This window comes from Bacillus cereus group sp. TH152-1LC, from assembly GCF_027710505.1.
In the GTDB taxonomy this organism is placed as follows: domain Bacteria; phylum Bacillota; class Bacilli; order Bacillales; family Bacillaceae_G; genus Bacillus_A; species Bacillus_A mobilis.
On record NZ_JAQFNK010000001.1, the window covers coordinates 642,894 to 669,107 of the forward strand.

Consider the following 26,214-nt stretch of genomic DNA (forward strand, 5'->3'; position numbering starts at 1 on the left):
AAAAGCCTTGCGCATGTTATCTAAACTTAACTTGTGCAAGGCTTTTTGTTTTGAAAAAGAATTTTTAAAAATATGAGTGATACAATGAAAGTTGTTGTTTTTGGAGATACACCGGTTTTTTAGAATAAGTTTATGTAATTATTATTTAAGGGTTTTAGGTTCATCTACATAAAATGCTAATACGTACCCACAATCACCACAATACTCTGCTGACATTGGAGAGGGTTTGTCTCTTAAGTTATTTGGAGAATACATATTAACTTTTGCAACCCCGGAAAACATGACTCCTTTTTTTATATTTTGACATTCGCATTGAGGGCATGCATTTTGCTTCATAATCAATCACACATCCTGTTTCAATTTATTTTCTTAATATTATGAATTATATCATATTAATCGTTTTAAAAATAGCAACAAGCTATATGAACCATCATACATATTGAGAATTAGAAACAATGTATTCTAAAATTCTAGTGAAATTCCACCAAAAATTTGTAATTGGTATATAATTTTAAAAAAAATGAATGGTAAGGTCACTATTACACATTGACCCTTACTATCGAAGGAGAATTAAGATGAAAATACAAAAGGCATTAAACTACGCTATTACTACTTTAACAAAAGAAATTGAAGAGTTGGAAAATGCATTGGAAACGAAAGACTATAGCATTGGACAAAGAAATATTCTTGAAAAGAAACTAAATCGTATGAAACTCGACTTAACAGAATTTCGTTCAATTTCAATTTAATGACAGCACAACCAGACTAAAAACAGTAAAAAAACAGAAACTCGCCTTCCATTTGGATTTAGGCGAGTTCATTTTTTTTTGTCTTAAATCAACCTTTTACTTTAACGTAATAATTAAATAAAAAAAGAATTTATAAATAATGCTTTTTTCACTTGGATTATATTTATTTTAAATTTTGGGGAATTTTTTAGTATGAACCATATTCTTACCTAAAATCTTTATGAGAATGGTGTTAAATATATAGAAAACCACAGCGTTTATTAAAGCAGACATGATAATCAAAGTTGCCCAAATTGTAGTATTCAAAATGCCTATGCTAAAAAATAAGTCTGGGTCAGTTATTATGGTGAGGACAGCAACTGAAAAGCCACCAATAAAGAAATAGAATAAATTTGTGAAGAATAACCATTTTGAGTTCTTCCAAAGTTTAGGAATAAATCGTTTTAAATAAAAAAATTGAGCCACATCAAGAAAAGCCACTAATAATATAACCCAAATAAAACCTGGCGGAGGTGGCATATCAGCACCGGCAAGAAGAATAATAATCCATACAAAGAAAAATAAAAAAACATTAATCAATATAATTTTGTTCAATGTATTGTTGTCCACGCTCAATAGCCTCCTAAGTCCAGTTTATAAATAAAACAGTTAATAATAAAAAATGCATAAAGTCCTATTATATGTATTAACCTTTTTACGCGATGTAATGGTCTTTAATTAGTATGTCCTTTGCTCGGATAAATTTTATGTTTTTTATTTAAATTTACAAAAAACCTCTCATAACTTTAAAAAGTGTTTGAAGTTGAGGTAAAGGAAAGCACCTAAATATTATTTAGATGCTTTTTGTTTTGTTTCGTATTAAATAGCCTTCCATATACCAGGTTTAACACATTTTACTCTGTTATTTTCCTGAAGAATACGCATATCATTTTGGATGGTTTTCTTTGTACATCCAAATTCCGTAGCTAAATGAGATGTTTTAGACATGCCTAATTGCTTTAAAAATATGTAGATTGATTTAATACGTAAAATTTGTCTTTGTTTTTGATGTGTCATAGTGTTTCCTCCTGCATGCAGACAATGTTGTCGCAATTTTTTTGAAACAAAATAATACAAAATCACATAATGTCAATCATGTTGTATGAAATTAATTGTTTCTTTGGTGCGCGAGGTTTATAATGATGATTATGAAATAGGGAGGTACAGGAAACATGAGTAATAGAGTATATGTATGTCCAACATGTTCTAATAGGCATACAACAGCAGCTTGGACATATCGTACTAGGTATGAACTAGGGATTATGAATATTGATAAAGAAGACATTATTCCGCTTACCAATAAGGAAGAAGTTGAAGAGATAAATCCATATTTTTTCTGTCCTTCTTGTGGAAGTAGTAATGAAGCTTTAGTGATTATTAAAAAAAGTAAACAGATTTATAAAGAAGGGAAAATCCTTGAGCAAATGTTAACGCCATTAGTGGCGTATGGTGGGAGTATTATTGGGTTAAAATCAGAAAAAATAAATCGTATTAGCGTAGATTATTATACAGAGCAGAAAAAAATCGACGTAAGATATAAAGAAAATCCTACGACTACAGTAATTGAAGATTTCGACAACATAAATGATGCCGTAGATTATTTACTGGTATTGGAAGCTAAAATACCTTTAATGAACAATAATTCAGATGTTACCAGAAAAAAGGGTAGATGATAATTCCGAAGAGTATCTCTTTATATTAAGAAACTTAGATAACATGTGGGAAAATGTAAATAACTACACAAAAACACAAAGGACTATATAGTTCTTTGTGTTTTTAATTTTATTTACTTTCGTTTCATATTGTTAATGGAGGAATTAGCTAAACGTAGTGTTTCCCAATTGCTTAACTATTAACTTAGTGCTAATACAACATCATCAAACAACATTTTTAATTCTTCGATTGTTGTGCCATTCTCCTCATATTCCTTGTATAGTTCTATTAAATTATGTGCTGTGTCATCATTAATTTCACCATTGTTCACTTTAATTTCTAAAATACCAACTTTCACAGCTAAATTATTTTTTAATTGCTCTATTTCGATGTTATTCATTATTTTCTCCTTTTTGTTACCCGATAGCGGTCAATTTTTTAGTACACTTTCTCCATAATTATACATGAAATTTAAACTTTTGATAAAAATGATAATGATTTATCTTGGATTAGATATTAGATTAGAAAACCTACTAATAACTCATTTATTTCTCCTATAAAAATTAAACTACTTGCTCTTATATGAGAATTTTTTTTGTTTATGTTTAGTTGATTTTTTCTGTTTAACTAATTTAATTGTAGATAGTGTTCCCGCTAGTAAAATCAGAAAAATTGTCAAATCGAGAAGAATGATTTGTGTAATTCCTTTTTTTAAGAGGAAACTGATAGAACCTAATCCGCTGCCAAATGCAGCAATTAAAAACGATAAGTTATTCGATTTTTCTTTTGTTTTAATTTCTTTAATGAAACGAAAAATCATAAATAACGAAAAGAATAAATATATCAATGAAAAGTAAATATAATTTTCGATATGCACTGTATTTCACCTCGTTTTCTAACATTCAATAAGTGTGTAGGAAGACCTCTAACAGAGTGTGTAAAAGTTGAATGTAGGAGTCTCCAAAAATAACCCCAAAGGACTTTTTCATTTTAAAGAAAATTAAATTTTTTTAATGAAATAGACTAGGATTTTCCCTTTATTTTTTCAAAATATTATGGATATGTTTGAGAAACGATGATAACAAGCAAAGGGTGAGTTCATTGGGATTAAAGGCAGAGAGTTATAAAGAAATCTTGAATTATGATGTGTTGAAAAAAGGTTCATTAAATTTTTTTGATGTAGTTAAGAATTCCAATAAATTTTATACAATTGAATTACATAAATGTGATGGGTATTTTCGAATTAGTACCGAATACGGGCGTTTAGGAGTAACAAGTAAAAAAGACCAAAGGGTAGCTATGTCTCTGGATATTGCGGAAAAAGAATATAACAAATTACTTAAGGGTAAATTGAGTAAAGGTTATAAAGAGGTAGAATTAGCTCAAAGCAATACAGGAAGCGATAAAGCGAAAGAGTTGGTTGATTTAGATGAAGTGAAAGTCAAGAAGGTAAAAAAGGTAAAAAGTAAACTTCATCAAAGTGTACAGGAATTTGTTTCTCAGATTTTTAAAGAGGCACAGGTTCAATTAAATTACTTAGCCGTTGGTAATAATGATAATCAAAATTCATCTCCGCTTGGTAAGTTAACAGTTAATCAAATCAATAAAGGTCGTTCAATATTACAAGAGATTTCGGATATCATCAACAATAAAACTCATATAATGATTGATGATGTATTAGAGCTTTCTAATAAGTATTACATGCATATTCCAAAAGCATTTGGATTACGAATAAGCAAAGAAGATGTAGCAATTCGTACGTTAAATGAAATCAACGACCAAATGAATATATTAAAGTTCTATGAGGATTCTCTGCGAATGGGAAATATTATGTATAACGATAATATCGACGAAAGATATAAGCAATTGGCTTCTGATATCGCTCCGTTAGCGAAAAATACAAAGGTGTATAAGCAGCTTGTTGATTACGTAGTCAATTCACAAAGTCGTCATCATAATGTCAATCTTGAGGTAAAGAGAATTTTTACACTTTCTCAAAAAAATGCGCCTGCGTTTGATGATAGTGTGGGAAATACTAAACTGTTATTCCACGGAACACGTTCAGCAAATCTACCAGGTATTTTGAGTACACACATTAAAATGCCGAATCAGTTAAAAGGTGTGTATATTACAGGCGCTATGTTTGGACCTGGTATATACTTTGCAGACCAATCTACTAAATCAAGCCAATATGCATGCGCACGTTTCGGTGGGAATCCAAACAAATTCGACACTGCATTCTTGTTAGTATCAGAAGTGGCATTAGGACGAATCAAGGAAGAGAAGAATGCTCGTTACCATATTCAAGCACCAGCAGGATATGATAGTGTTAAAGGTGTAGAAGGAAGTTCTTTACTACATAATGAATACATTATTTACCGTGAAAATCAGCATCAATTAAAATACATTATTGAGTTTCAACCGAAGAGAAGAAGATAAAAGTTACAAAAAATAAGAGAACAAACGAAAAAGCTAAACCTATATGTTTTTGGGTTTAGTTTTTTTCTTTGTGTAAAATATGATGATGGAGAATATGTGGATTATATTTGAAGGTTTTTTTCAAAGACAGAGAAGGTTAAAGATAGTAAGACAAATGGTTCAAAAATAAAAAGTCTTAATAATTGTTTTGTTTTTTGTGAATAGGAAGTGATACATGATGAGTAAAAAGCGTAAAGAAATGATTCAAGAAATCGAATCATTGTTATCTAAAAGCAAAGAAGACCTTGAAGAAGTCGATGGAATTCTGAAAAGAATAAAGAAAGCAGCATTTGCTGAATATCGTAAAGATTTGAGGCAAGGCGAAAATAGAATGATACATTAAATTAAAAGTTCTCAGAGTGAGAGCTTTTTTAAATTATTTTATAAATGAGAATGAAAAATAATTTCACGTACCAAAATATTGTAATCTAAAATTCTGATTGTTATAATAAAGGAACTATGAATATAAGTAGGTGATGTGTTTGGATTTATTTACGAAACTAAAACTTCCAGGTTATGCAATGGATTATTTATCTCATTTAGAGAGTAAAGGGAGGCAATTATCTACATTAAAAAGATATTCGTATGACTTAGAGGACTTTTTTAAATGGAAAAAAGCTAGAGATGGAAAAGAGTTGAGTTTTGAAGAGTGGCGTCAATTTGATATGAAAGAATACCATCTTTATTTTGATGTATTAAAAAATGAAAAAAGATATTCAGATAGAACGCTTCATCGAATTTTTACGGTGTTAAGAAGGATGGCGATATATTATAATTCCATAAATAAAAACGCTACAATACCTGAAATAAATGTAAAACTAATAGATGCACAAGGAAAGAAATTAACTAAATACGACTTTGTATCAGAAGAAGAATTTGAACGACTGGAAAAAAGAATTCAATCATTGGAGGGGTTAAGCAATAGGCAAATTAAAAAGAGACCTTTAGTAGTGGAAAGAAACTTGAGTATTGTTTATATGATGTATTATGAAGGTTTAACTCTGCAAGAAGTAGTTTCTTTAGATATGAAAGATATAAATTTTGTGAAAGGTATTATTAAGGTAAATTCACAAACCAGTAATTCGAGGGAAATACAAATTCCAAAATGGAGAAAAAATATTTATTATGCCTATTATAATAAAATACCTGAAGCGGTTAGACCGAAAATGCACAGTGGAGAGTGCTTTTTTTGCGCATTTCATTTTAATTTAGGAACCTATCATTATGTTTTTAATGAAAGTTTGGAACCGCTTTATCCAAAAAGAATTTCAGAAATTGGTTTGCAAAGGATGTTGCAAAAGGAAGTATCACGAGCTGGACTAAGAAAAGGCTTGGCTCCTCAACATTTTCGAAATACAGCCATATTAAAAGCTATTATGGAAGGGAAAAGCAATGAAGAGATTATGAAGCAATTCGGTTTCAAATTAGAACTATCATTGAAGAGATATGTTGATTATGCAAATCATATAAGAAACAATTAGAAAAAGAGAAAGTTTTTAAATCATAAAATTAAAGGAAGTCCACTTTAAAAAATGAAACTATTAATAGTTTCATGAAAGATTAAAGGAGTGATATTAAAGTGGATTTCTTACTGTACTTGTCACACATTATGAAGGATGCAATGTTTATAAGTGCATTTTTAGCACCTATTTTATTCTATGGTTTAAAACGTTATAAATTAGCTCTAACAAGTTTTATAGCGATTGGTTTTTCTTTGGTGATGCTAAGTATGTACCATTCAACTATTTCTTTTGTTGCCGAAGAATCAAGAATGTTTTTATATTTAACTCAAGCATTAAATATATGTGCAGCATCGCTTGTTCTGATTAAAATTTTCAAAAGAAGAGTGAAAACGAATATGCCGACTAATGTAAATAATCGTCTTGAAGAAAAAGATAATGAAGAAGAGAATGTTTATGTTGATGGGATGACTGGTTTACTAAGAACAAAAGGTGTTGTAAGAGAAGATAAAAATAATAAACGATATAGAGCTTAAAACGTCCTTTGAGGACGTTTTTTTCATGAAATAGAATTATTTACCTTTTGAAGTGTGGAATATTTTTCATTCGGAATGATGAAAAATAGGTACATGTTCTCCTAAAGGAGGTTCGTCATTGTGAATATAAAAGAAAAAAATGTAAGAATAAAATCGACAATATATAAAAAACTAAAAGAAATAAATTGCAACGATATTGCCAGGATGAAAATGGTAAGAAAAATATTTACGGACTGCCAAAAAGTAATAATGCCGACATTATGGTATGGGAAGTTATTTGCAGAAGAAGTATACGAAGAAAGAGGAAAAGAATTTTACATTCAAGTAGGAGAATTAGATTGGCAATTTACAGAAAAAGGGGATTGTATTCACGGAAGTATTAGGTCTTTAAGTAAACAAACAATTGAACTGTTAAAAGAATTAGGAAGAGAAAAAGATGAAAAGCCTAAATAAAAAGTTTCTTTCAAATAAATGAAAGAAACTTCAATACATGTGAATATTATATGCAATTCATATATGGGAATGAATTGCATATCCAGTTAGTTAATATGGAAATAACGTTTTGATTGTATGGTTCCAATTAGGTGTTTCGGCAATTGTTCACCTTTATATAAGTAACCAATTAATGAGGCTGCGTCGGTTGCTGATAAATTTGCAATCGGTTTAGTAAGAATCAAACGACTATTTTCTAAAAGAGAAGATAAAAATGATATTTGCTTTTGGGTAATTGAAATATGTGTATCTTTTGATTTTGTATTTTCTTCTCTTTTCTTTACAGTGGTAATGGATTGCATGATTCTTTGTGTATACTTCCCAGATTTTATCCACGTAATGTCCGTTTCGTTTAGTTCGAACCATTCACCGTTTACTCGTTTAGCTTGAAACAGTATGTGAAATAACTTCTCCGTATAATGATAGTTGTTGCTTTCAATTACATGTAATAAATCAACATGAAACGGTAATTTGACATTAAAAGTATCAAGCCTTTGGTTGATATCTTTCGTTTTTCCGATTTTAATTCTTCCTGCATAATCTTCTTGTATGAAATATACGTATCCTCGTTCTGAAGATTCAGGGGCAGACTCCGTATCATTGTGCTTAGTATCAATGCTATCATTAGCAGTGTAACTTTTATGCAATACAGGTGAGTCAATAGGTTCATTTGTGTCAAACTTTTTCAATATTTCTTCTGCCAATAATTTATTGTATTCTTTTTCATCCTCCATATAAATTTCTGTAATTTCTCCGTAGTATTCTGATGGGATAGTGAACTCACGTAAAGCTTTTAGTGTATATTGCCTAACTTGTGGTTTAGGACTTTTAATATTTTTTAATAAGAATGGTAACGCTGAATAACAATTTATATCTGCGTTCATTAATTTTATAATAGCAGAAGCAGCTAAACGTTTATCGTTATCACTTCCATTATGTAAATAAACAATCAAATGAGGAAGACTCTCTTTTGACTTGTGTTCACCTAATTCGTATGGTGACATAGTATTAAAATTCATCTTTAAATAGTACCTCCTTGCTAATTCCCGTATTTAGAATAAACATCAAAATACAGGGGATTTTTTTATTTTTTATTTGAAAAATCAATTAATCCTTTTTTTTACATAAGAGATAGTTGATTATTGTAGTGAAATTATAGGTGTTGGAAGTATATGAAGTGGTATTAGAAGAGTATTTGAGAAATGAACAATTAAAATTAAAAAGCGGGGAGTGCGTCCCCGATTTTTAATTGCTTCCTGATACTGATATATAACTAAAAGTTATGTAATCAACTCTGGTTCCATCTATTGATTCAAATAGAATGTTTTGGTCTCCACTAGGGCTGGTGTAGGTTAAGTAATGTTTTCCGTTGTTTGTACCTTCTTCAAACAAAATAGAACTATTTTCTTTTCCAATGGATTCTTTAACTTGTTTTATACTGTAATTTTGAACGTATTTACCACTAATTTGAGTCTCATAATTCAACTTAGAAGATTGTGAAATTTTAAAAGAGGCGTCTTTATACTGCATTATCACATAATCACCTTTTTGTTCTATTTTTTGCGGTTGTCCCAATTCATTAGTCAAAGATTCTTTGTTTTTCCCAAGATGAAGCGTTGTAAGTAATTCTCCTTTTTTAAAGGATTCTAATAGGTTAACATCGGGTATTATTACTTTTTCTTGTTTGGAATCAAGGGGCTCATTTGAACGGCTTTTTGTATCTTCTGAAGTAGTAACTGAGTTTGTATTGTTTTGAAAAAAATATGTAAAGCCTAAAAATGAAACAATTGCTACGATAATCAAAATAGAAAGTAATCCCCAAAAACGTTTCATATGGCAATTCTCCTTTTTTAAGTTGATGAATAGAGGGTAAATGGATAATAATTCATTTCCTTTCTATAAAATTATACGAAAAAATAAGAACATTATATAGTATATGGTTGTAACTTTTTGTAAATTACAAGTAACTTTTTGCACGTATAAAATATTGACAATTCGGATAAATCGATTACTATTTTAAAAAATACAAGGAGGAATAAGTAATGAAAGGAATAAAAATTTTACTAGCACCAGAATGGGAGGATGCGAAAGATATTCAGGCGGTAGCAACTGTTGAAGCAGAATATGGATTAAAGGTATTAAAAGGTTCTATTGTCACTCTTGCACATCATAGTCTTGAATATAAATCGAATCCTGCTCCGTGTAATAATATGGAGGTTCCTACTATAACAGATGGAACAATCGTTATTAGTCATATTGATTTTGACACGGTTGGAGGAATTATGCATTTACTGGGGAGAAAGCCGTTTAATCCACAATTTTGGTCTTCTGTGGAATATATAGATTTAAATGGTCCTCATCATATATGGAAGGTGCAAACAAAACATAAAGAGATGATTGAAGCATATTGGGCATGGTGTTTTAAAGAAAGAGCGGTTCCTAAAATTAGAGAATTGACAGATGTTACGGAATTAGTAAAAAAACACATGAATGCTATTAATCGAATTATGAATGGAGATAATAGATTAATTGAAAACGGGAAAAGATGGTCTCAAAATGTAAATGAGAGAGTTGAATCATGTTTACGTTATGAAGATGATTTTATTCGCGCCTTTGTAACAGAAAACGTATTTTGTAGTGCTGGCTATTATTCACCGGCAAGAAAAAAATCTGTTCCTGTTACGGTTGTATTTCATGCGGGTAAAAAAGAGGTTAGAATCGCTAATTCAGATGGAAGTGTGAATTGTGAAGTAATAGCTCAAAAAATATGGGGAACTGAAGCAGGGGGAAGAGCAAGTATTGCTGGTTCACCTAGAGGAAGCTTAATGACTGAAAGTGATTTTTATAATGCAATCAATTATTTGAATACATTAAACTTGTTGAAAGTTTCATAATATAGAAAGTATAGTTACAGCTTACTCTTTATGAGTAAGCTCTTTTTTACTTTTTTTAGAGACTCTATCTTAAGTGTAAATCGGTAAGCTAAATAGGATTCGAAGACATACAAAAACCCACAGCAGCCGCTGCGGGTTTTCAGTAAGAAATAAGATGTTATTCCAATATTCAACAAGTCGTCGTCGTATGTTAAATAGGATTTAAAATTATTTCTTTATTATTATAATACGTGATTTTTTGCATTACAATTGTTTTATATTTAATATGTTTGCTTGGTGAAGGAGGTTGAAAAAGAAAAATAAAAAAAGCGCTGTAAATAAGCGCTTATTATTTTTAATTTCTACTTTTGAACATGATATCAATAGGAGGATTGTCTTCGTGCATTAGATTGTACAATCCCTTTTCTTGGTACAACCATTTTTCTTCATTAGTCATTTGTATTGAACTATCTGAAGAAGCATATGGTTCGAACCAATGATAAACACGTCTTTCTACAGCTATATCAAATATGTCTTTTATATTTGATTCAAGAATTAATTCATCTAATTTGTAGTCTAATAAATTAGGTTTTTGTTTCATAATTATATGAAGTGTTTGTAAAGCTCCAAGTGATTCATTTTCTACGCGGGCATAGCAAAGTAAATGAAGTAAAGCATCTATATTATATTGATTCTTATTTTCATAGGATGCACCATACTGAAGAAGTAAGGAAGCGAAATTAAACTTCTTATATTGTAAGCAGTAATGTAAAATGAATCCGCCTTCCTGTGAACTAACATTTGGGTCAACTCCTGATTTCAATAACAATTCCACTTTGTGTTCATCAAAAGAATATGCAATGAGGTTGAATTGTGTTTGTGTAGGTAACAAATTGACTTTGGTAAATGGTAATGCCATTTCGAAAGCTTTATTGTTTTTTATACTTACTAAATCAGATAAAAAGGATACTTCTTTATCGCTTTCGATATTAGTATTTGCTCCTTGTTTTAATAGCCATTCAAGTAAGAATAAAAGAGGTGGTTCTTTTTCTTCGTTCTTTTTAGATTCAGAATTGATAAAATAAGAAACCATTGAAAGAACATTTCTTGTGTTCTCTTCGTTAGTAATCTCAAAAAGATACGTTAATGCATTTTTTGAAGACTCATCTAATACGGCTCCTTTAGAAATTACATGCTCTAACATTTTAAATTGACGTTTTAATATCGTTTCAGATTGGTCGTGAAAATCAAAATCTTCAATAGATGAAATGGCATGATACAAAGGTGTATAGCCATAATTATCTTTTTCATTGATGTCGTAACCATTTTTTAATAAAACATCAATATGTGTTGTGTTAGTAGAATAAATAGCTTGTGCTACAGGATTGATTAACTTCCTAAATTTATCATTGCATTTATCTAAAACTTTTTTAATTATCTTTGGGTTTCCATTTAAACAAGCAGTACCAAGAGGAGTTCCATCTTGTAAAACATTTACTTCGGCACCATTGTCTACTAACCATTCAGCAAATGATAACTTATTCATAGATAATGCCATGACAAGTAATGAAAATCCTTGTTCTTTTTCATAATATTGAATAGCATGAGGATGTTTTTTACACATCGTTTCTAATTCTTCCATAAAACCTTGATTATTCCAGTCTAAGTCTGCATATTGAGTCATAATATCAGCTCCGAGTTTTTTCTCTCATTTTATCATGAGTTCCATATTTTAGTTTGAAAAACATGATTTATTCTTATAGAACCATCATTATGGAATTTGGCATATTTTTCATGCGAAAATCAAGCGAAATATCATTGAAAGTGAAAGGTTTTCTATGTTACTGTTAATATCGTGCCAAAATCACATAGGGAGCATGTTCATGTTTAAGTTATTTAGAAAATGTAAAAAAATGAATAATCACTTTTTTAGAATGGATAGAAAAGACCAAAAAGAGATAGAGACATTTCTAGTTACATATGAAAAATTTGTGAAGAAAACTGTTGGAAAAGTGCAATCTAAAGCGTGTATCTCCATTGTGAATGAGGGAATCAAGGCTTTTACTAAAGCAATATTTACATTTGAAATAGATAAAAATACCGATTTTGAATCGTTCGCAGATTTGAAAATTCGTGTCGCAGTTGCAAAGAAAATTTCTAGTGGGAAGGAATCGATTGTTAGGGCTGCTGAAATTCGACATTTTCAAGAGAAGTTGAACGAATTTGGGGTAAGGTTTGATGACTTGGCTCAAGTGACACCAAAAAGAGAAGAAAAGAATAAAATATTTGGCATTTGTGATGCGATTTGTGAAGATAGGGAAATGTCAGCATATTTATTAGAAAGTAAAAAGGTTCCGGTTAAAAAATTGATGACGGTTATTAATGTTTCGAACAATATTTATAAACGGTATGAATGTTATATTATTGCGATAGCATTGATGCAGATTTTTAAATATGAATATTTAACATTTTTGTAGGAATTCTTATGATTTTCTCAAGGAGAGTTGAAGAAGATTGGATAAAATAGTAAAAAAAATTTTAGAGAAAAAAAACATTAATGCAAACGAACTAGCGAAACGCATTAATATTACACCTGGAAACTTATCGAAATTTTTAAATAAAAAAATTGAAATTGGGTTTTCGACTATTCTATCTATCATAATGGAATTAATTCCAGAGGAAGAAATAGAATTAATGGATAGATATGCTAGATTGTGTAAGAAGCCCGAAAACATCCGCATGTGTATGGAGTACGCATCGAGACATCAGATGACCGGCTTATTAGATTTTTTAATTGAAAAAGCCAAAAAAATGAAGAATTGTCAGACAGTAGAGAGCGCTAGGGTGTACGAACTGTATGAAAAAGTGGCTAATGGAGAATTTTTGGGGAATTCGCCAGAATTAGGTTTGAGTTTTAAAATAGCATATGAAGAAAGTGCAATTTTATTTAGAATTATGTTTATTTACAATATGTATATTCACCAAAAATTCGATTATCTATTTTTAGTTGCTAAACACTTAGAAGTATGGATAGGTAAACTACCTAACAGTTATATCAAGGAATCATTTGAAAAAAGAGTATGTATGATTTTTTCAGATGCCTACAGATACAGCTATGATATGGAAAAGTGTAGGGAATATTCGTATCGAATTATTCAATCTCCTTATTCTAGAGGGAAAGCAGCAGGAGATGCTTGTTATAATCTAGGGATGTCTTATCTATATGAAGACGCAGAAAAAACATTGTTTTTCATGAGTGAGTCAATCAAAGCTTATAATGAATTTGGTTTTGAAAATTATGCAAAACAGGTTAAAGAAAGTATGGTTCCGTTCGTTAAAAATCTTTATAATCTTTATGATGATGAATCATCAATAGAAGAACGGGAAGAAATAGCACATTATTATGCTAAGAATGGAAAGTTTGAGGAAGCATTAAAAATTCTCAACGAATTAGAGGAAAGTCCATATACAGATTATTTAAAAGGACTTTGTTATACAGGCGAAAAAGGTGTTGAGTATTTATATAAATCTATGATATTCTTTGAAAGGAACGGTGACAAATTTTGTTCACAACTACCTAGGTTGGAACTAATTAAACGAGGGAAATCATGGGCTACATATTAACGAAAAAATATAAGAGATAATTGATGTAGGAAAATAAAATGACATAACAAATGACGCTTTTTGGGAGAAAGCGTCATTTGTTATGTCACGAAATGTTTCTTAAAAATATAAATATAAAAATAAGAAACTTGGAAGGAGGGATACTGGGGATAATGAAACAGGGATTGATTTTAGAGATTCATAAAAAATATATGATATTAGCAGTAGCAGGAGCTGATATTGTAAAAGGGAAAAAAATAGACGGTGCGCAAGTAGGAGATGAAGTTTATTTTGAGCGTTACCGAGGAGAAAATAAATCATGTATACATATATTGTTTTCTACATTCTTACGTGTATTGGATGCCACATTTGTACGTGTATTGATTTCTATGTTAGGAAACTCTTTACAAGGTCGTAGGTTCGTTTATTTGATGATAAATTCTGTTGTAATAGGTTCTTTTGTAATTCCTAGTTATCAAGTACAGGCGTCCACATATATCTCTATTGATACTTTATCCAGCATTGAAATCGAATTAGATGATGAAATGAAAATCTTGCATATACGTGGTTATAACAAACAGGGATATAAATTAGCAATTGATTTGAAATCCTTTAAAGGTAAAGATGTAGAGGAACTAATGGAGGTTGCTATATCTCATAGAAAAGAGAGAGGTTCAGTCAGTAAACAATATCAGCCGTGTATTGTTGTAACAAAAACCTCTCGAACTGAAGATAAAAGTTTAGAAAAGATGAATCAAGTAACAAAAGAAATTAGCATGAGAGACGGGTTTAAAGTTCGATACGAAGAGATGGATGAAGAGTTTCGAGATAAAGCACTACAACATGGGCTTACTCCAGGAAGGTATAGTGTCTTTTTAACGGCAAAAAAGAAGGGATGCGATGTAACTGAAAATTTGATGAGAGAAAGTAGTCTGGTGAAATATTGGATGCATGATAAGGTATGTGAAAAAAATTATAGCGAAAATGAGCAAGTAAATGAATACTTTTATAACGGTTATCAAATAGTATATAACGTACAAAACAGTTACTTCACTTAATTTAACTATGTGAAGTAACTGTTTTTTTGATAAGAAAAATTTTTCAGAAATATTTAATTTAACTTAAAAAACAAAGGATGATTATAGTATTTAAGATTGCTATTGGGTAAACGTGGTAAAATATAAGTAGAAAGAATAAATTATTTCACACAAAAACGTATTTTCATTTATAGTGTAATCAAAGCAATTAGGAGGTCATCATTATGACGGAAAAGGAAAAGAAAGTTCAAAATGCTTTAAACTCTCTTCGTGTAGAAGGAATGGAGTTAACCAAAGAAGAGGAAGAAAACTTACGTGCTCATCAAGATGGACGCATTGACAGAAATGAATTTATAAAAAACGCAGCAAGAATTGCAAAAGGAGATAATAAAAAATGACTACATCTAGATATACTTACATTGAAACAAGTGGAAAAGATACAGAGGTTTTGATTAACAATCAAAACCTCCGCACTCATGATGAATTAGAGTCATTTGAAAAACAAATGACAGCTAATAGATTAATCGAGTTGGAGAACAATCCATATATGGTAAAAGGTAATTTTGATTTGGCACATTTGTGTGAAATTCATAAATTTATCTTTGGGGATGTATATCCTACAAGTGAAAAGGAAATGAACGTGTTAAGCAAAAAACAAAATCTTTCAAATAGAAGATACTTCGTTGGTAGACTTCGAGAGGAAGATATCTTTAAAGGTGGATTTCGATTCATTCCAGCACTTTATGTGGAATCTGGTTTAATGGATTTATTTAGGGAGTTGCAGCAAGAGAATTTTTTGAAAAATGAAACTCTTGAGACGTTTCCGAAAAGATTGGCATACTACATGGCTGAATTGAATGTAATACATCCATTTAGAGAAGGGAACGGACGTTCTAATCGTGAATTCATTAGACAATTAGCGCTAAATGCGGGCTATAAACTTGAATGGTCGAAGTTAGATGCTAAGGAATTATTGCATGCTTCAATTCGTTCTGTTGTAGATACTTCACTTTTAGAGGCACAACTGAAGAATGCTTTTTCTAAATAACAATACAAACATCAGAAAGGACCTGATAATCGCTTATAATGAACAGACAATGTAAACAAAAAGAGGAATCAAAAATAATCCCTCTTTTTTATATTGTGCCATCTTCGTAATGCTTAATCCAATTTTTATCTCCACGATGTTGAATATCTTCTACAGTCTTTTCCAACTCTTTTATAAGAACATTTTTCACTGTTTTTAATGTTTCTTTAAAAGTAAGGTCTTCTTGTATATCAGGTTTAATTCCTGCAACAGCATTGGAAGCAGCTAGTATTCTATGATAATCTTCCAATTTTTTAATTTCTTCAAAAGTATGTTGAATTAATTTTGCTAGTGCTTTGTTTTCTTCTGGAAGAATAGAATACAGTTCGTTAATTTTCTTGTTCATAAAAAAAGCTCCTTTAAAATATAAAATATAAGTGTTTTATACTCTGGTTTTTTTGAATGTCAACAACTTTTTTAAAAAAACTATGAAAAGATAGTTCCTATTAATGATTAATCAATAGGTTAGTTTTAAGTTAAGGTGGGAGAGGATAGAGTGAAATCTGTAAAAATACAGGGAAATAATATTAATACAGGAACCGCGAAAACACAGAGAAAATGAATGCTTGAAAGTAAGAATATATAGCTATTTTTATAAAATACTTTAATTTAGTACCAGGTAATAAATTAAAAAGGGTTTTGAAAAAATAATAGAAATTCTATGATAACAAATAAGAATTTGAAATGGAGTGAAATTTGTGGGTTTATTAACGAATAAAACATATGTAGTAATGGGTGTAGCTAATCATAGAAGTATTGCATGGGGGATTGCTCAGTCATTACATGAACATGGGGCAAAACTTGTATTTACATATCAGGGAGAACGTTTAAGAGAAGGAGTAGAAAAATTAGTAGCTACTCTTGATGGACAAGAATCATTATTAGTTTCTTGTGACGTAACAAGCGATGAAGATGTGAAAAAAGCATTTGAAACAATTGGGAAAGAAGTAGGCGTGATACATGGCGTAGCGCATTGTATTGCATTTGCAAATAAAGAAGATTTACAAGGCGAGTTTATTGATACATCTAGACAGGGATACCATTTAGCACAAGATATTAGTTCTTATTCATTGGTTGCAGTAGCTAGAGAAGCAAAGCCTTTTATAACTGAAGGTGGAAGTATTGTTACATTAACTTACCTAGGTGGAGAAAGAGTAGTGAAAAACTACAATCTTATGGGAGTAGCTAAAGCTGCTTTAGATGCGAATGTAAAATACCTAGCAAATGATTTAGGAAAAGATAATATTCGTGTGAATGCTGTTTCTGCTGGTCCAATTCGTACGTTAGCTGCAAAAGGTGTTGGTGGATTTAATGATATTCTACGTCAAATTGAAGAAAATGCACCTCTTAGAAGAACAGTTGACCAGCGTGAAGTAGGAGACAGTGCGATGTTCCTACTAAGTGATTTATCACGCGGAGTAACAGGCGAGATTTTACATGTTGATGCAGGACATAATATTTTAGGCTTCTAATTCTAATTGGACAGTATATTTTAAAACATAGGGTGTCATTCCATTATCGGAATGACGCTTTTTTATTAGAATGAAATAAATTCAGATAATTTAGAAATAAATCAATAACTACACAAGGAAATTTTAACGAAAAAAGAAAATGATAAAAAATAATTCTAATGTTTAAAGAAAGAAGGCAGGTATAAGCATATGAAGAAGATTAAGGTTGTTCATGTTTTGATTGGAATATCGGCTGTAATTTGGGCATTATTTTGGTACGGATATGCAACAGCAACTCAAGAAAAAGATAGTAAAGTGTTAAACCAAAACACCCAAAAGCATGTAGGAAGTTCTGTGAAGGAAGGAAAGGATGATGTAGCTGAAAAGCATCATATAGATGAAGAACAAACAAAATAAAACATGAAAATAGAAAAATAAAAAGAGAATCATTAAAGATTCTCTTTTTTTAGTATGATTTTCTTTTTGATAATCACAAATGCAAGGTACATAACGATTAATGTAATAGATGCAAACATTACTGGTTTAACATAAGGTTCTGCTATTGTATTGATTTGTTCCCAATTGTCGTTCAATTTAACTCCTAAAGATAAAAATAAAATAGTCCACGGTACCATAGCAATAGAAGTATACCCTATGAACTTATTTAATGGCATTTTAGATAAACCAGCAGGAATCGATATAGCATGTCTTACAACAGGAATGAATCTTGCGAAGAAAACTACCGCGCTGCCGTATTTTTGGAACCATTTTTCTGCAAGGTCAACATGTTTCTTTTGAATAAATATATATTTTCCAAACTTGTATATAAAGGCTCTGCCGCCATATAAACCAATCCAATATAAAAATAGTTGCGCGAATAAACCGCCTATTGAACCAGCGATAACAGCGCCAATAAACGTAATTTTACCTTGAGCAACTAAGAATCCACCGTAAGAAAGAACGATTTCACTAGGAATTACTTCTATCATTAAACCAAGTGCGATACCTAAATACCCTAAGTCACTCAAAAACATTAAAACATGCATGATAAAGTCTTTCATTATTTTCCCCCTTTTACCTAAGTATTAGTGAAAATAAAATAAAATCCTAATAAAATGAAAAATTCTGTTAAAATGTAAGAAAAAACGGAGATGAAACCAGATGGAACTAAAATTAATCCAAAAGAACTTTAGAAAACGAATTCAACCTCAACAGATTAGATTTATGAAACAAGACGAAGAATTTTCTTTTGTCGTGGGTCTTAAAAGTGACCGATACTGTGAGGTTTCTTATGTCGTTGATAACAATGTATTGGTTTGTAGGAAGTTTATAAATAATTACAAAATGGATAAGCATCATAGTCGAACAGCAATTGAATATTTGTTGTGGTTATCGGAAAACAAAGGATATGATGGAATCATATTTGATAAAACAGAGTATGTGTTCGAAAAGGATTCGTTGGTAATGTTAGGGCTGTGTATAAGGGATAAATTATATAATTACGGAAAAGAAGAACATGAAAAAAATGAAAATTGGTTGCCCAACAAAGTGAATTTAAAGCTTAAAAGTGGAAGTTATTTTGTTGATTTCAGAGATGGTCTGTATCGAAAAGAACTACAATGCTTTAATGCATTGATGGACTTAATAACGAACACAGTAAGGGAACAACCAGGAACAAATTTTAATTATTTGCCAAAATACTATGCTAATGAATTTAACTATTATTATAGAGGACATACAGGGAAATTGACGATGACTAGGGACGATTCTAAGGTTATTCTTTCTGATATTGATAGTTTGGAATTCAAGGCTGAACCGGAATCTGTAGAAAGCTTGGCTAAAGAATTCGAAAGGTTTTTGGAAGCAGCTTATATGAGTGCTAAAACAAAAGCTTTGTTTGAAACACCAAGAAAAAACTTTGATGTTGCATTATTGGAAATAGAACCTTTGCAGAAGTCGGAAAATTTGGATTTGATTCTAAATTATCTATTGGATAATAATGAAGAGCCTGTGGATATTGATAGTAGAATTATGAAAGAAAAGCCTTTCTTTATGGAAGAAAGGGGAATGTTCTATTTAGAAGTTTTAGGTTATCCAATTATCATTGATAACGAAATGCAGTTTCATTTTTATCGTAAAGAGGAACTAAATGAGACGAGGAATCGTTTCAAGAAATTGGTGATTGAATCTTATGAGAAATATTTGGACAGTAAATGGAATGATTAGAATAGATGTATTTGATTTTATGATTAGGGTCGATTAAAAAATAAAAAGTAAAATTAGAAAGTAGTGGATTTCATAAAAATACCGCTGCTTTTTGTTTGGTTAAAGTAATTAATATAATGGGTTAATTATTTTATGAATTTATTTATAGAAAAAATGTAATCTATGAATATATAATAAAAAGTAGTGTTCTTATAATGCTGATTTTTTTTATATTTTATATAAGAATGTAACAAAAAATATAGAAAATAAATTAAAAAAGTTAAATTCAAAAAATATTGGTGAATTCACTTTAAAATTGTTGTTGAAATGATGTTTTTTTGCTAAACTAAAAATACAAACATATGTACTGTATTGGACTCAAATAAGGAGGTATTTAATATGCCGGATATTGGTTCTCGTCAAATGAAAATTTTGGATTTCTTATATGAAGAGATTAATGAAAGAGGGTATCCACCAACTGTACGTGAAATCGGAGAGAGAGTTGGATTAGCTTCCAGTTCTACGGTTCATGGACACCTGGAAAAACTAGAGGAAAAAGGATACATCCTAAAAGACCCTACAAAGCCAAGAGCAATTCAATTGCTTAAACACTACGATGTGAACTATGTTAAGAAAATCAAACAAGAAAAAAACTTAATACAAGTACCGATTGTTGGAAAGGTGACGGCTGGTCAACCAATAACTGCTTTTGAAAACGTGGAAGGATACTTCCCGCTTATTGGTCCTGGTCATATAAATGAAAATTTATTTTCCCTACGTATTATGGGGCAAAGTATGATTGAAGCTGGAATTTTTGATGGAGATTTAGTAATTGTAAATCAACAAAAAACAGCCAACAACGGAGATATTGTAGTGGCAATGACAGAAGAAAATGAGGCTACAGTAAAACGATTTTATAAAGAAAAAGATTGTTTTAGATTGCAACCAGAGAATATGAGTATGGAACCTATATTCTTAAAAAAAGTAACTATATTAGGAAAAGTATTAAGTGTATACCGAGAATTGGTGCGATAAATATAACAAGCCTGTATCAAACATTTATGAAATTGTTGATACAGGCTTGTTTATTTTTGATTTTATAAATTAATTCTTTTATTTGTGTAGGTTCTCGATTCGTTTTAGTTTTTTATCTGATGGTTTAATATTGTATTCTGAGAATCGTATAGAAGGAACGTTACAGTTTTTATAAACCCATAAATTCGACAATTCTCGCTGAATATTATTTTGGATTTGCTGTCTATCGTTATCAGAACACTTGAGTTTTACTTCGATATTTGAATCAGCGTGCTGAATAACCTTAAATTCTTGAATTTCTTCAGAAGCAAGCATCACGGCTCTTCGAATAAAATCCGGGAAAATAGTAATCGTTTCATTTGAATCCTTTTTAAATCCAAAAAACATGTCATCACATCGACCATCTATTCTTTCTAAAGCTAAGAAAGGGGAATTGCAGCGACATGGTTGTTTTTTTTCAATTAATATATCGTTTAAACGATAACGAATAATCGGTTGTGTTTTACGTGAAAAATCAGTAATGATAGGTACAAAAACTCCATTTTCTTTATCCAAATATTCTTTTTCTATATACACAAGGTCTTCGTTTATGTGTAAGGTTCCGTGAGCACAAGTAGTAGCAAGAAAACCTTCTGTGCATTGATAAACTTGATGAACGATTTGGTTAAATGTGCTTTGTATGAATTCTTTGTCGATGTCTTCTAATACTTCAGCAACTGAGACAATTTTTATTGGACTGATTTGAATGAGACCTTCGTTCTTCCATTCAGCAATTTTCCGAAGCAACGAAGGGGGCGCTATGATAATAGATGGTTGTGTTTCATTCAAACGCTTAATATGGTTCTGAAATTCGTCTAGTAAATCAAAAAAATGAAAAGAAATTCGTTTATTTTGGGTCGTTTCATATAAGTTGCTATTGGCACGTAAAAAGAAGGCAACTGTGTGTTTACCTAAAATGCTGGATGGTAAAACTTTTGCTAGGGTTGAACCAGCCCATAAATAACGTTCTTCTTCCGAAACCAAGAAAATACCTCTATTACCACTTGTTCCGGAAGAAAGACCAATCGTGACATTATTAATAGTTGGAGTAAAATCTCGTGTTGATTCTGCCTCAATTGCAACTTCAAATGCTTCCTTTTTGCTAATTTTAACTGTATTTAAAAGGTCAAAATTATCCATCATCGTTTGTTTATCGATGATAGGTAATGATGACCATTGTTTTTCTTTTGTTTCTTGTGAGAACTCACCATACAATGAATTATAGAAAGGGGAATGCTGCAAGACAAAAGCAATGTGTTTCTCTATCTTTGCATTCTGAAATTTTTGAAGCTGCTCTTTAGTTTTTAATCGGTTTCCGTATTTCGTTTTTACATATTGTTTTAAAATGGATAGCTTATTCATAAATAACACCCTTTCTAGCAATGTTCCAAGTTAGACTACAGTGGGTTGGTAGTATCTCAATGTGAGGTGAAGATTTTGAGAGCTCATGTAATTTATTGATATTCATACGATAAGAATATGAATCAGCAGTTAAGAAATTTGTAATAAAGCTTGGAAAAACTAAATTTTGATACGTTTTACTCAGCCATACGGCATCGGAACAAAGGAAAACAGTTTTGTTGCTGTTGAAAACAACGAAAACCCCGAATTGTCCAATAGCATGTCCTGTGACATCTACTGCAAACATGGAACCATCATCGAATACGTCATATCCTTCGTTAAAGGGGGCATATTCATTAGATAATAGTTGTTTAGGCTTTTGGTCTATGAAGAGCATTCTATCTTCTAAATCAGACGGTAACGTATCTAATAAGCAACCTTTTGTAAGAGCCTTGAATTTACTTTTCCCCTTGATGTCATTGTAGGCTTTTTCAAATGTCAGGATTTTTGCATGTGGAAAATCCTTTAATCCAGCCGTATGGTCCCCGTGAAAGTGAGAAATAAGGATATAATTGATATCATTTGTTGATATGCCATCTTTTGATAATTGATTTTTAATAGATTGTTCTTCTTTAAAATAAACCGGGGTAAGTTTAGCGTATACAGAATACGGAAACGATTTTGTTGCCTCCATAAAATGATTTGCATATCCGGTATCGAATAATATATAACCATGTTTTGGATGGTTTAGTAATCCTACGATAGCAGGGAAACCTATTTGTTTCCAAGGTCCTTTTGAATACACTATTTTTTCTGGATGAGTACAATATCCACAATCATATAATTTAAGACTATTTATTTTCATTTTCTTTCCACCACTTTACAAAGTTTTGAATTCCATCTTCTATGCTTACTTGAGGTACATAACCTAGTTCATTTTTTGCCTTATCGATATTGAGTGTTTGACTCTTAGAAAGAACACTAACGGTATATTTGGTTAAAATAGGTTCTTTCCCAAATAATATAGTTTTAGAGATTCCTTCCATAAGAGAAGCCAGTGTAAAAGCGTTCTTAAATGAAATGTTTTTGTATCGAAACTCTTTTCCGAGTAATTGCATTACTTCTTCGATAATATTGTATAAATTCACACGAACTCCGTTTGTTATATTATATTTTTGACCTAGTGTCTGTTCGCTTGAATTCATACAAAGTAGAAGAGCATCTACTACATTTTCCACGTAAGTAATATCTATAAGGACTTCTCCATCTCCTATCTTTGGAAAAACACCCTTTTGGCAAACGTTGATAAGGCGGGGGAGAATGGCGTTGTCTCCAGGTCCAAACAAAGCTCGTGGACGAATAGTGATAGTCGAAAGACCGTCGCGAAATGCTTTATCAATTTCTTGTTCAGCCATGAATTTGGTTTCGGCATAATGATTTACAAATTGTTTAGGAAGCGTATCGTGTTCTTTTACATCTAAGCGTTCATCATAATAAAAATAAATGCTTGGTGTAGAAACATGAATGAGTCTTTTTACACCAGCTTTCTTGCTTCCTTCAATAATGTTTCTTGTGCCAATAACATTGGAGTTATAGAAATCTTTGTACTTTCCCCAGGGAGAAGATAATGCTCCACTGTGGAATACGTAGTCTTTTCCTTGGCAAGCAGAAATAATAGGCTCTCGTTCTTCAAGAGAACAAGAAATAAATTCAATTCCAGATTTTTCGAGCTTTTGTCCAATTTGCTTGTTTCGTCCTATAGCAGTAACCTCGTATCCCATATTAGCTAATCGATAAGCTAATTTTTGTCCTAAAAAACCAGTGGCTCCTGTTACTAAAGCTTTCATTGTTCTTCACCATCCCATGATATGTCATATGTCGTTTGTTCCAATAGTGAGTGTTTGTGTTTTTTACTTTGAATCCATAGTTGATACATACTGTAAACTTGATAGAAAAACGGCTTTTTATCCTCTTTGCTATAAACAATGTCAGTGTGAGAAAAGAATGTATGGAGCCATTTTGTAAAATTCAACGGACTGCTCCAATAATGATGACCATATATTAGTAAGGCTAATTTTAAAGCTGTTTTCTGGTCAGAAGAAGGAGTAAGTAATGTTGAATTTTTGTTTTCAGTTATAACGGGTATTAATTGTTCTGAAAATAAATGTAACCCACTAGTTGCTCGTGGATTACACTCGATAGGGTAAGGAATACCTGAATTATCCATGATAAAATCAAAAGCAATTTGACCTGAAAAATTAAGTTTTGCTACAACATCTGATACAAACTGAGTTATGGATGGTACATTTGTGTGATTAAAAGCAATAGTTGCTCCTAGACCAGCAGTAAACTCTGTTTTATAAACAGTATGAGCTAATAATTTCCCATCTTTCGCAATGCTATAAGAACAATATTGGTTTCCTTCTATGCGCTGTTGAATAATCCAACCTGGTAGAAGCTTTTCAGATTCAGAAAGAAGGAGCTCTTTTGTTGTAAATGCAACTTTGTCCGAAAATCGAGAATAGATAGGTTTCATTACAAATTCATGATGAGATGATTGAATCAGGCTTTCTTTGCATTGATTCATATCATTTGTATGAATCGTTTCCGGAGCATTCCAACCAATACTTTTTATAAATTCAATGAAGTTCAATTTATTGTGAAGTAATGTTAGTTTATCAATCGTATCGACAAATACATCACAGTTGAATTCATCTTTAAATTTCGAAAGATAAAACGTTTCCTCGCAGGTTGGAATGATTAAATCAATATGAAATTTTTGAATTAGTTTCTTTATTTCCTCCACAAATGCGTTTGTGCTGAGTTTTGGTGAAGGTATTAGAAAAAATTCAGAAACAACGTTGGAAGCTTTGGATATTGGATAAGGCGTACAATCCGCTACGAAAACATTCATTCCTTTGCTTTTAAATAAACGGCATAAATGTAAAGTAACAGGGGCTCTAGCTCCTGTTACCAATACATTTTTCACCGTTTTATTAATATTCAAGTAAAATTCCTCCGATAGATAATCCGGCAGAAGTTCCTAATAATAAAACTTTATCTCCACGTTGAATTTTTTCTTGTTGAATTGCTACATGAAGAGCTAGCGGAATAGAAGCAGAAATCATATTTCCATAGTCTTCAAAAATGGTCATAAAGTTTTCTTCTTTCACATTAAGCTTTTTACGAATGAGTTTCATAGCCGGTGCACTTGCTTGGTGTGGCACGACTAACTTAACGTCATTAATTGTTAAACCGGTTCCTTTGAAAATTGTTTCTACGAAATTCGGAATTAATTTAGAAGAAAGTTTAAATATCGCTCTGCCATTCATATCAAACAAGAAATCTTCCTTGTTTTCTTCTCGATGTTCTCTAGGGTGAATATTAGTACCTCCACCACGAATTTCTGATAAATGAGCGCCAGAACTATAAGTTTCCATATGAGAAGAAATAATTTTTGAATTTTCTTCAACACTTTTTGAAATAACCATAGCTACTGCGCCGTCTCCAAATAAAATGCTACTTTCATTTTGTCCCCAATTCAGACCAACTGAAGAAATTTCTGAAGAAACTATCAATACATTTTTGTATCTTCTTGCTTCAACAAGATAAGAAATGATATCTAAAGCTGTGATAAAACTCAAACAAGTAGAGTTCACATCAAAAGAAGGAATTCCTGAGTCTTGTAGTCCTAACTGTTCTTGAATTAAGGAGGCAGTAGAAGGGATAGGTTGTTGCATGGTACCACTTCCACAAATAATACAATCAATATCTTGAAGGGTTAATCCAGCATTTTCAACGGCTTTCTTAGCAGCTTCAGCACCCATAAAAGAAGAAGTTTCATCTTCAACAAAGTAGCGAGTTTTTACGCCAGCTTTATTTTCAGACCAACCTTTTTTTGCGCCAATCAGAGCATCTATTTCTTCTGAATTTACTTTGCGTTTAGGTAAATATGTACCTGTTCCTAAAATTTTAATCTTACGTTGCATATGTATCATCCTTTGCGGTTTATTTTAGCATTTAAATATAATTAATTCGCTTATTCTATTATAGGAAATTTTAAAAGCAGTTTGGGAGATTTTGAATTTTTTTTATAAAATAAAGAAAAATAATTTTTGAGGGGACTAAAAAAATAA

31 protein-coding genes are annotated in these 26,214 nt (G+C 31.1%); 17 read left to right on the top strand and 14 right to left on the bottom strand.

Annotated features, from left to right (window positions below):
* Nucleotides 1-141 precede the first annotated feature (141 nt).
* Nucleotides 142-336, bottom strand: a complete 195-nt coding sequence (locus tag PDL00_RS03320; protein WP_098007267.1) for an acetyltransferase — start codon at nucleotides 334-336, stop codon at nucleotides 142-144.
* Nucleotides 337-575: 239 nt separating this feature from the next.
* Here PDL00_RS03320 and PDL00_RS03325 point away from each other — a divergent pair, with 239 nt between their 5' ends.
* The gene (locus tag PDL00_RS03325) at nucleotides 576-749 is read left to right on the top strand and encodes a hypothetical protein (protein WP_270726381.1); all 174 of its coding nucleotides are present in this window, start codon (nucleotides 576-578) and stop codon (nucleotides 747-749) included.
* A 168-nt stretch (nucleotides 750-917) separates the two neighbouring features.
* Here PDL00_RS03325 and PDL00_RS03330 read toward each other — a convergent pair whose 3' ends face one another.
* Nucleotides 918-1,358 carry a hypothetical protein gene (locus tag PDL00_RS03330; RefSeq protein ID WP_270726384.1) on the bottom strand — a complete coding sequence of 147 codons (441 nt, stop codon included), beginning with the start codon at nucleotides 1,356-1,358 and terminating at the stop codon, nucleotides 918-920.
* A gap of 249 nt (nucleotides 1,359-1,607) precedes the next feature.
* Nucleotides 1,608-1,805, bottom strand: coding sequence for a DeoR family transcriptional regulator (locus PDL00_RS03335; RefSeq protein ID WP_270726385.1), 198 nt, complete (start codon nucleotides 1,803-1,805; stop codon nucleotides 1,608-1,610).
* A 155-nt stretch (nucleotides 1,806-1,960) separates the two neighbouring features.
* Between PDL00_RS03335 and PDL00_RS03340 the strand changes: the two genes are divergently transcribed.
* Nucleotides 1,961-2,461 carry a hypothetical protein gene (locus tag PDL00_RS03340; RefSeq protein ID WP_270726386.1) on the top strand — a complete coding sequence of 167 codons (501 nt, stop codon included), beginning with the start codon at nucleotides 1,961-1,963 and terminating at the stop codon, nucleotides 2,459-2,461.
* A 179-nt stretch (nucleotides 2,462-2,640) separates the two neighbouring features.
* On the opposite strand, the gene PDL00_RS03345 is transcribed toward PDL00_RS03340, so the two are convergent.
* Nucleotides 2,641-2,841: a hypothetical protein gene (locus tag PDL00_RS03345; protein ID WP_270726387.1), complete on the bottom strand. Its 201-nt coding sequence runs from the start codon at nucleotides 2,839-2,841 to the stop codon at nucleotides 2,641-2,643.
* Between the two features lie 701 nt (nucleotides 2,842-3,542).
* Here PDL00_RS03345 and PDL00_RS03350 point away from each other — a divergent pair.
* The 5 genes from PDL00_RS03350 to PDL00_RS03370 all read left to right on the top strand — a co-directional run bounded on the left by PDL00_RS03350 (nucleotide 3,543) and on the right by PDL00_RS03370 (nucleotide 7,368).
* Nucleotides 3,543-4,880, top strand: a complete 1,338-nt coding sequence (locus PDL00_RS03350) for a WGR domain-containing protein (protein WP_270726389.1) — start codon at nucleotides 3,543-3,545, stop codon at nucleotides 4,878-4,880.
* Between the two features lie 214 nt (nucleotides 4,881-5,094).
* Nucleotides 5,095-5,262 (top strand): hypothetical protein, encoded by a 168-nt coding sequence (locus PDL00_RS03355; RefSeq protein WP_170953119.1) that lies wholly within the window; start codon nucleotides 5,095-5,097, stop codon nucleotides 5,260-5,262.
* A gap of 139 nt (nucleotides 5,263-5,401) precedes the next feature.
* Entirely contained in the window at nucleotides 5,402-6,400 is a 999-nt protein-coding gene (locus PDL00_RS03360) for a tyrosine-type recombinase/integrase (protein WP_270726392.1), read from the top strand.
* 98 nt (nucleotides 6,401-6,498) lie between these two features.
* A complete protein-coding gene (locus PDL00_RS03365) occupies nucleotides 6,499-6,915 on the top strand; it encodes a hypothetical protein (protein ID WP_270726394.1) in 417 nt (138 codons plus the stop codon).
* 120 nt (nucleotides 6,916-7,035) lie between these two features.
* Complete coding sequence (locus PDL00_RS03370; RefSeq protein WP_270726395.1) at nucleotides 7,036-7,368, top strand: hypothetical protein; 333 nt, start codon at nucleotides 7,036-7,038, stop codon at nucleotides 7,366-7,368.
* 86 nt (nucleotides 7,369-7,454) lie between these two features.
* Here the strand turns inward: PDL00_RS03370 and PDL00_RS03375 are convergent, their stop codons facing one another.
* Both PDL00_RS03375 and PDL00_RS03380 read right to left on the bottom strand, forming a co-directional pair.
* Complete coding sequence (locus tag PDL00_RS03375) at nucleotides 7,455-8,426, bottom strand: GIY-YIG nuclease family protein (protein WP_270726397.1); 972 nt, start codon at nucleotides 8,424-8,426, stop codon at nucleotides 7,455-7,457.
* Between the two features lie 226 nt (nucleotides 8,427-8,652).
* Nucleotides 8,653-9,240, bottom strand: a complete 588-nt coding sequence (locus PDL00_RS03380; RefSeq protein ID WP_270726398.1) for a hypothetical protein — start codon at nucleotides 9,238-9,240, stop codon at nucleotides 8,653-8,655.
* A 209-nt stretch (nucleotides 9,241-9,449) separates the two neighbouring features.
* Between PDL00_RS03380 and PDL00_RS03385 the strand changes: the two genes are divergently transcribed.
* Nucleotides 9,450-10,301 (top strand): hypothetical protein, encoded by an 852-nt coding sequence (locus PDL00_RS03385; protein WP_270726399.1) that lies wholly within the window; start codon nucleotides 9,450-9,452, stop codon nucleotides 10,299-10,301.
* A gap of 334 nt (nucleotides 10,302-10,635) precedes the next feature.
* On the opposite strand, the gene PDL00_RS03390 is transcribed toward PDL00_RS03385, so the two are convergent.
* Complete coding sequence (locus tag PDL00_RS03390; protein ID WP_270726400.1) at nucleotides 10,636-11,964, bottom strand: ankyrin repeat domain-containing protein; 1,329 nt, start codon at nucleotides 11,962-11,964, stop codon at nucleotides 10,636-10,638.
* A gap of 199 nt (nucleotides 11,965-12,163) precedes the next feature.
* Between PDL00_RS03390 and PDL00_RS03395 the strand changes: the two genes are divergently transcribed.
* The 5 genes from PDL00_RS03395 (at nucleotide 12,164) to PDL00_RS03415 (ending at nucleotide 15,968) form a co-directional block, all read left to right on the top strand.
* Complete coding sequence (locus PDL00_RS03395) at nucleotides 12,164-12,757, top strand: hypothetical protein (protein ID WP_270726401.1); 594 nt, start codon at nucleotides 12,164-12,166, stop codon at nucleotides 12,755-12,757.
* A gap of 37 nt (nucleotides 12,758-12,794) precedes the next feature.
* Nucleotides 12,795-13,904, top strand: a complete 1,110-nt coding sequence (locus PDL00_RS03400; RefSeq protein WP_270726403.1) for an AimR family lysis-lysogeny pheromone receptor — start codon at nucleotides 12,795-12,797, stop codon at nucleotides 13,902-13,904.
* A gap of 152 nt (nucleotides 13,905-14,056) precedes the next feature.
* Nucleotides 14,057-14,941 carry an anti-sigma factor domain-containing protein gene (locus PDL00_RS03405; protein ID WP_270726404.1) on the top strand — a complete coding sequence of 295 codons (885 nt, stop codon included), beginning with the start codon at nucleotides 14,057-14,059 and terminating at the stop codon, nucleotides 14,939-14,941.
* Nucleotides 14,942-15,144: 203 nt separating this feature from the next.
* On the top strand, nucleotides 15,145-15,318 hold the full coding sequence (locus PDL00_RS03410) for an antitoxin VbhA family protein (protein ID WP_170953184.1): 174 nt from the start codon (nucleotides 15,145-15,147) through the stop codon (nucleotides 15,316-15,318).
* Entirely contained in the window at nucleotides 15,315-15,968 is a 654-nt protein-coding gene (locus PDL00_RS03415) for a Fic/DOC family protein (RefSeq protein ID WP_270726405.1), read from the top strand. Before PDL00_RS03410 ends, PDL00_RS03415 begins: the two co-directional genes overlap by 4 nt.
* Nucleotides 15,969-16,056: 88 nt before the next feature.
* On the opposite strand, the gene PDL00_RS03420 is transcribed toward PDL00_RS03415, so the two are convergent.
* Nucleotides 16,057-16,353, bottom strand: coding sequence for a hypothetical protein (locus tag PDL00_RS03420; RefSeq protein WP_098517938.1), 297 nt, complete (start codon nucleotides 16,351-16,353; stop codon nucleotides 16,057-16,059).
* A 352-nt stretch (nucleotides 16,354-16,705) separates the two neighbouring features.
* Between PDL00_RS03420 and fabI the strand changes: the two genes are divergently transcribed.
* Entirely contained in the window at nucleotides 16,706-17,479 is a 774-nt protein-coding gene (gene fabI / locus PDL00_RS03425; RefSeq protein ID WP_270726406.1) for an enoyl-ACP reductase FabI, read from the top strand.
* Between the two features lie 189 nt (nucleotides 17,480-17,668).
* A complete protein-coding gene (locus PDL00_RS03430; protein WP_270726407.1) occupies nucleotides 17,669-17,875 on the top strand; it encodes a hypothetical protein in 207 nt (68 codons plus the stop codon).
* A gap of 32 nt (nucleotides 17,876-17,907) precedes the next feature.
* Here PDL00_RS03430 and PDL00_RS03435 read toward each other — a convergent pair whose 3' ends face one another.
* On the bottom strand, nucleotides 17,908-18,519 hold the full coding sequence (locus PDL00_RS03435) for a DedA family protein (RefSeq protein ID WP_270726408.1): 612 nt from the start codon (nucleotides 18,517-18,519) through the stop codon (nucleotides 17,908-17,910).
* A 100-nt stretch (nucleotides 18,520-18,619) separates the two neighbouring features.
* Here PDL00_RS03435 and PDL00_RS03440 point away from each other — a divergent pair, with 100 nt between their 5' ends.
* Complete coding sequence (locus PDL00_RS03440; RefSeq protein WP_270726410.1) at nucleotides 18,620-19,684, top strand: hypothetical protein; 1,065 nt, start codon at nucleotides 18,620-18,622, stop codon at nucleotides 19,682-19,684.
* A gap of 378 nt (nucleotides 19,685-20,062) precedes the next feature.
* A complete protein-coding gene (lexA, locus tag PDL00_RS03445; RefSeq protein WP_270726412.1) occupies nucleotides 20,063-20,698 on the top strand; it encodes a transcriptional repressor LexA in 636 nt (211 codons plus the stop codon).
* A 78-nt stretch (nucleotides 20,699-20,776) separates the two neighbouring features.
* On the opposite strand, the gene PDL00_RS03450 is transcribed toward lexA, so the two are convergent.
* The 5 genes from PDL00_RS03450 to PDL00_RS03470 are packed head-to-tail and all read right to left on the bottom strand — an operon-like array spanning nucleotide 20,777 to nucleotide 26,067.
* Nucleotides 20,777-22,099, bottom strand: a complete 1,323-nt coding sequence (locus PDL00_RS03450; protein WP_270726414.1) for a F390 synthetase-related protein — start codon at nucleotides 22,097-22,099, stop codon at nucleotides 20,777-20,779.
* On the bottom strand, nucleotides 22,092-22,943 hold the full coding sequence (locus PDL00_RS03455) for an MBL fold metallo-hydrolase (protein ID WP_270726416.1): 852 nt from the start codon (nucleotides 22,941-22,943) through the stop codon (nucleotides 22,092-22,094). Before PDL00_RS03455 ends, PDL00_RS03450 begins: the two co-directional genes overlap by 8 nt.
* Nucleotides 22,930-23,925 (bottom strand): NAD-dependent epimerase/dehydratase family protein, encoded by a 996-nt coding sequence (locus PDL00_RS03460; protein ID WP_270726417.1) that lies wholly within the window; start codon nucleotides 23,923-23,925, stop codon nucleotides 22,930-22,932. The genes PDL00_RS03455 and PDL00_RS03460 overlap by 14 nt, the downstream gene beginning before the upstream one ends.
* Nucleotides 23,922-25,085, bottom strand: coding sequence for an ATP-grasp domain-containing protein (locus tag PDL00_RS03465; RefSeq protein ID WP_270726419.1), 1,164 nt, complete (start codon nucleotides 25,083-25,085; stop codon nucleotides 23,922-23,924). Before PDL00_RS03465 ends, PDL00_RS03460 begins: the two co-directional genes overlap by 4 nt.
* The gene (locus PDL00_RS03470) at nucleotides 25,075-26,067 is read right to left on the bottom strand and encodes a beta-ketoacyl-ACP synthase III (RefSeq protein ID WP_270726421.1); all 993 of its coding nucleotides are present in this window, start codon (nucleotides 26,065-26,067) and stop codon (nucleotides 25,075-25,077) included. Before PDL00_RS03470 ends, PDL00_RS03465 begins: the two co-directional genes overlap by 11 nt.
* Nucleotides 26,068-26,214: the final 147 nt, after the last annotated feature.